Genomic DNA, 3,919 nt, shown 5'->3' with positions numbered 1-3,919 from the left:
CAGTGCGGGGGCTCTGGACGAGTTGCAGGCCGTGTTCGAGGCCGAGGGGGTGCGTACCTGGCGCATCCCCGTCGACTACGCCTCCCACTCCTGGCACGTGGACGAGATCCGTGAGCAGGTGCTGGACCTGCTGGCCCCGATCCGTCCCCGGTCCGGTGAGGTCCGCTTCTACTCCACCGTCACCGGGCAGCCGATCGACACCACCGCACTCGACGCGGACTACTGGTTCCGCAACCTGCGCAGCACCGTCGAATTCGAAGCCGCCACCCGGCTGCTCGTCGAAGACGGCTACGACGTGTTCATCGAGTCCAGTCCCCACCCGGTTCTCGCTCCGGGCGTGCAGGAGACCATCGACACCACGCCCACTCCTGCCCGCGCCATCGGGACCCTGCGTCGGCACCACGGCGACCTGGCCGCCTTCCTGCGCTCCACCGGCGAGGCGTTCACCGCCGGCGCCACCAGCCATCACACGCCCGCACATCCGCACGGCGGCCGTCATGCCGACCTGCCCAAGTACCCCTTCCAACGGACGCGTTACTGGCTCAAGCCCGACACCGGCCGACGTGACATCGCCGCCGTCGGACTGACCGCAGCCGGCCATCCCCTGCTCGGTGCGGTCACCGAGGGCGCGAGCAGCCTGGTCCTCACCGGCCGGGTGTCCCTGGCCACGCACCCCTGGCTGGCCGACCACCGGGTGGCCGGCACCATCGTGGTGCCCGGCGCTGCCTTCGCCGAGTTGGCGGTGCACGCCGCCGACCGGGTCGACTACGGCACGGTACGCGAGCTGACGGTGCAGACTCCGCTCGTCCTGCCCGAGGAGGGTGCGGTCAGGATCCGGGTGGAGGTGGGCGAGCCGTCCACCGGCGACGGTGCGCGACCGGTGCGGATCGACGCGCGGCCGGACACGGGCGCGGCCACGTCCTGGACGTGTCACGCGGTGGGCGTCCTGGACGCCGGGGCGCCGTCCCCGGACTGGGACCTCACGGCCTGGCCCCCCGCCGGGGCAGGGCCCGTGGACTTCTCGTACGAGACGCTCGCCGCCCAGGGATACCAGTACGGTGCGGTGTTCCAGGGGCTGCACCGGATGTGGCGCCGCGACGACCACGTCTACGCCGAGATCGCCCTCCCCGCCGACCCCGACGCCTTCACCGTCCACCCCGCCCTCCTCGACGCCACCCTCCACGCCGCACTCATGAGTGAGGTCCTGCCGAGCGACGGCCGGATACGGCTGCCGTACGCGTGGGAAGGCGTCACGCTGTACGCCTCCGGCGCCTCCGCGCTGCGCGTGTCGGTGACGACCGTGGGGGACAACGCGATACGGCTGCGCGCGGCGGACGGCGCCGGCAGGCCCGTGGCCGAGGTGGCGTTGCTGGCCATGCTTCCCGCCGACGTCGCGGGCCTCGGCTCCGCGGCCGTCGACCGGGACTCCCTGCTGTGCCTGGAATGGACATCCGCGCCGTCGGCGGACGCGGCACCGCCCACCCGGCTCGCACTGCTCGGCCGCGACCCGTTCGGCCTGCGCTCGGCGACGGAGGACGGCGTCGACCGGCCACGGTTCACCGAACTGTCCGCGATACCCGACGGCACGTCCGACGTGATCGTGTGCGTCGAAGGGGACGCGACGGCGGACGTCCCGGCAGCCGCCCGCACGGCGCTGTACCGTGCGCTCGACCTGGTCAGGGCCTGGGTGTCCGACGACCGCTTCGGGGAGGCTCGGCTGGTCGTGGTGACCCGGCACGCGGTGATGACCGGATCCACCGACCCCGTACCCGACCTGTCCACCGCGCCCCTCTGGGGGCTGCTCCGCTCCGCGCAGAGCGAGCATCCCGGTCGGCTGGTCCTGGCCGACGTGGATGAGGACGCTCGCTCGTCGGCCGCGCTGCCGGCCGCGCTGGCCGGCGGCGCCACCCAGTTCGCGCTGCGTGACGGACGGGTCGTGGTGCCGAGACTGGCCAGGGCGAGCTCCCTGGACGGCCCACGGGAACCCGAGGGCATGCCGGGGCGACCGGAGTCCGAGGGCTGGAGCGCGTCGGAGGCGCCGTCTCGGTGGGACACCGACGGCACCGTGCTGCTCACCGGAGGCACCGGAACACTCGGCAGGCTGTTCGCCCGGCACCTGGTCACGCAGCACGGGGTGCGGCACCTGCTGCTGGTCTCCCGGCGCGGACCCGATACCCCGGGAGCCGCGGAGCTGGTCGCCGAGCTGTCCGGGCTGGGCGCCGAGGTGACGACCGCCGCGTGCGACGTGGCCGACCGGGGCGCGCTCTCGGCACTGCTCGCGGCAGTCCCGGCGAACCACCCGCTCACCGGCGTGGTGCACGCCGCCGGGACCCTGGACGACGGGCTGATCGCCGGGATGACACCGGAGAAGATCGACACCGTCCTCACGCCGAAGCTGGACGCGGCGTGGAACCTGCACGACCTGACCAAGGACCTGGGGCTGTCCGCGTTCGTGCTGTTCTCCTCGATCATGGGCACGATCGGCAACGCGGGCCAGGCGAACTACGCCGCCGCGAACGTGTTCCTCGACGCGCTCGCCCAGTACCGCCACGCCACCGGACTTCCGGCGACCTCGCTCGCGTGGGGGTTCTGGAGCGAGCGCAGCGAACTGACCCGCGGCCTGAACGACGCGGACATCGCCCGCATGGCGCGCACCGGGCTGAAGCCGCTTCCGTCGGACGAGGGCGTCGCGCTGTTCGACGCGGCCTTCGCCCGAGGCGAGGCCACCGCCGCACCGGTCGCGTTCGACCTGGACCGGCTGCGTGCGCAGGCCGCGGAAGCGACCCTGCCGGAGGTGCTGCGCGGGCTGGTCCGGGCGCGGCGCGTGGCGATCGCCGTCACGGCGACCGCGTCGACGCTCGCCGACCGGCTGGCCGGCCGCCCGGCCGAGGACGTCGACCGCGAGCTGCTCGATCTGGTGCGCTCCCACACCGCCACCGTGCTCGGCCACGCCGGCGCCGACTCCGTACAGCCGGCCGTCGCGTTCAGGGAGCTCGGCCTCGACTCGCTGTCCGCGGTGGAACTCCGCAAGCGGCTCAACGAGGTCACCGGACTGCGGCTGTCGGCCACTGTGGTGTTCGACCGGCCGACCCCGTCCGCGCTGGCCGCGTTCCTGCGCGGGGAGCTGCTGGGCGGGAGTATCCAGGCCGTCGCTCCGGCCGCCGCGGCCGCCACGGCGGAGGTCGACGATCCGATCGCCGTCGTCGGGATGGGCTGCAGGTATCCCGGTGGCGTGTCGTCGCCGGACGCTCTGTGGGAGCTGGTGCGGTCGGGTCGGGACGCGGTCGGCGGGCTGCCTCGCGACCGAGGCTGGGATCTGGAGAACCTGTTCGACCCGGACCCCGGACGGACCGGCAAGAGTTACGTGGACAAGGGCTACTTCCTCGACGACGCGGGGGAGTTCGACGCCGGGTTCTTCGGGGTGTCGCCGCGCGAGGCGCTGGCGATGCACCCGCAGCAGCGGCTGCTCCTGGAGACCGCGTGGCAGACGCTGGAGGACGCCGGGATCGAGCCCGGTTCGCTGCGCGGCAGCGACACGGGTGTGTTCATCGGTGCCATGTCACAGGACTACGGGCCGCCGATGCACGAGGGCTCGGCGGAGGCTGATGGGCTGCTGCTGACCGGTACCAGTGGGAGCGTCACGTCGGGTCGGCTGGCGTACTTCCTGGGTCTGGAGGGGCCTGCGGTGACGGTGGACACGGCGTGTTCGTCGTCGCTGGTCGCGTTGCACCAGGCCGCTCACGCGCTGCGGAGCGGCGAGTGCTCGCTGGCGGTGGCCGGTGGGGTGAGTGTGATGTCCTCGCCCGGGGTGTTGGTGGAGTTCTCGCGGCAGCGTGGGTTGTCTGCTGATGGGCGGTGCAAGGCGTTCGCGGAGTCGGCCGATGGGACGGGCTGGGGTGAGGGTGCGGGGCTTGTGGTG

The 3,919-nt window shown here is 73.2% G+C and carries 1 protein-coding gene; it reads left to right on the top strand.

Features of this window, described 5'->3' with window-relative positions; translation table 11 throughout:
• A partial coding sequence (locus tag IF00_RS0140180) for an SDR family NAD(P)-dependent oxidoreductase (protein WP_037640448.1) occupies window positions 1-3,919 on the top strand: 3,919 nt, incomplete at both ends.

The sequence above is a fragment of the Streptomyces flavochromogenes genome, assembly GCF_000717595.1.
Classification (GTDB): Bacteria; Actinomycetota; Actinomycetes; order Streptomycetales; family Streptomycetaceae; genus Streptomyces; species Streptomyces flavochromogenes.
The sequence above is the reverse complement of the archived record's forward strand: the minus strand, read 5'-3'. Positions and strand labels throughout refer to the sequence as shown.